The organism is Vibrio sp. 1249-1 (assembly GCF_033340495.1).
On sequence record NZ_JAWOWJ010000096.1, the window covers coordinates 1 to 1,167 of the forward strand.

Sequence of the window (1,167 nt, forward strand, 5' to 3'; positions counted from 1 at the left end):
TTCGATAGCTCGCCCTTGTTCTTCTGATGTTCCGATCTTATCGACTTCTCCAAGGCGTTCAGACTGTTCGTTACGCTGATCAGGTGACTGGGTAGCATGTTCAGCTTTTCCGTTACCTGCTGGATCTGGTCTAGATTCCTGTTGCTCTGTTGCTGCGTCTCTTTCACTGACTGCATTGAGCCTTTGCTTGATTGTTTGTGCTGCTGCGATAAGCTCCGCACTTTGTCTGTCTTGCTCATAAATCACCACTTCTTTTAAGTTCTTATAGGTGTACTTCGCCCCAAGATCGGAGCCTTTAAATTTAATGCCTTGATACTCAAAGGCGAAACCGTTTAATCGTCCAGTGCTGGCAACGTTCGGGATAACTGTTGCTCCTGCCGCTTCGCATCGTTCTATAAATGCAAAAACGTCCAGCTTATCTGTAAGTGCTTCATTTAAAATGTTTTGCAATGCTGCTCTTGCTGGCACTTCCCCTGTCCTCGCTGCCATTTGGATCTCATTTGATGTGAGAGATTTTTCTTGTTTACGCTCTTCAAAAGTTGGAGTTAACTGTAAACCAAACTCCTTTTCTAGTTTGTGAGTTGCTTGAATTGCAAGCATTACGTCATTTCTTCCGTGGTACAACTCACCATTAAAACCGATGCGGTTTAACCCAATATGGATATGCTCGTTGTTTGTGTCTGAGTGTTTACCAAGAAAGTATTGGTGCATGTTAATATCCACACCCATTTCTTCTAAAAATCGTTGAGCAACATTGCACCACATTGAATCATCAATGTTTTCCCCTGCTGGCAAAGCAAGAGAAACATGCCACGCTGGACGATTAATGTTAGGTCTTAATTTACGGCAGACGGCAAACTCTTTTGCAAGCTCTCTTGAGTTTTTACCCGACATATTACCCCCTAGTAACTCAGCCCCTTTCACTGAATCAAGGATGTAATTAGCCAGCCCTCGAAAGCCGTTACCTCTATTAACTTTCGCTTTCATCTTTGTCACCTTTATTTGTATTTATATTTATTAAAGTGCTTCTTATTTTATTTAAAGTTTCTCTTAATTCATTTATATCACAATTGAGATATTCACTCATATTGTGCTTATTTAAATGATGAGTGATTTGATTAAGGTTACTAGATAACCTTGCAAGCTCTGAGAATTGAGACACTGAGA

2 protein-coding genes are annotated in these 1,167 nt (G+C 40.8%); both read right to left on the reverse strand.

Annotation, left to right across the window (positions count from 1 at the left end; genetic code table 11):
- Window positions 1-987: relaxase/mobilization nuclease domain-containing protein (locus R7Z50_RS24510; RefSeq protein WP_318149349.1), on the reverse strand; the 987-nt coding region annotated here is incomplete at its 3' end.
- Window positions 971-1,167, reverse strand: a 197-nt coding sequence (gene mobC / locus R7Z50_RS24515) for a plasmid mobilization relaxosome protein MobC (RefSeq protein ID WP_318149350.1), incomplete at its 5' end; no start/stop codon positions are given. The genes mobC and R7Z50_RS24510, both read right to left, overlap by 17 nt.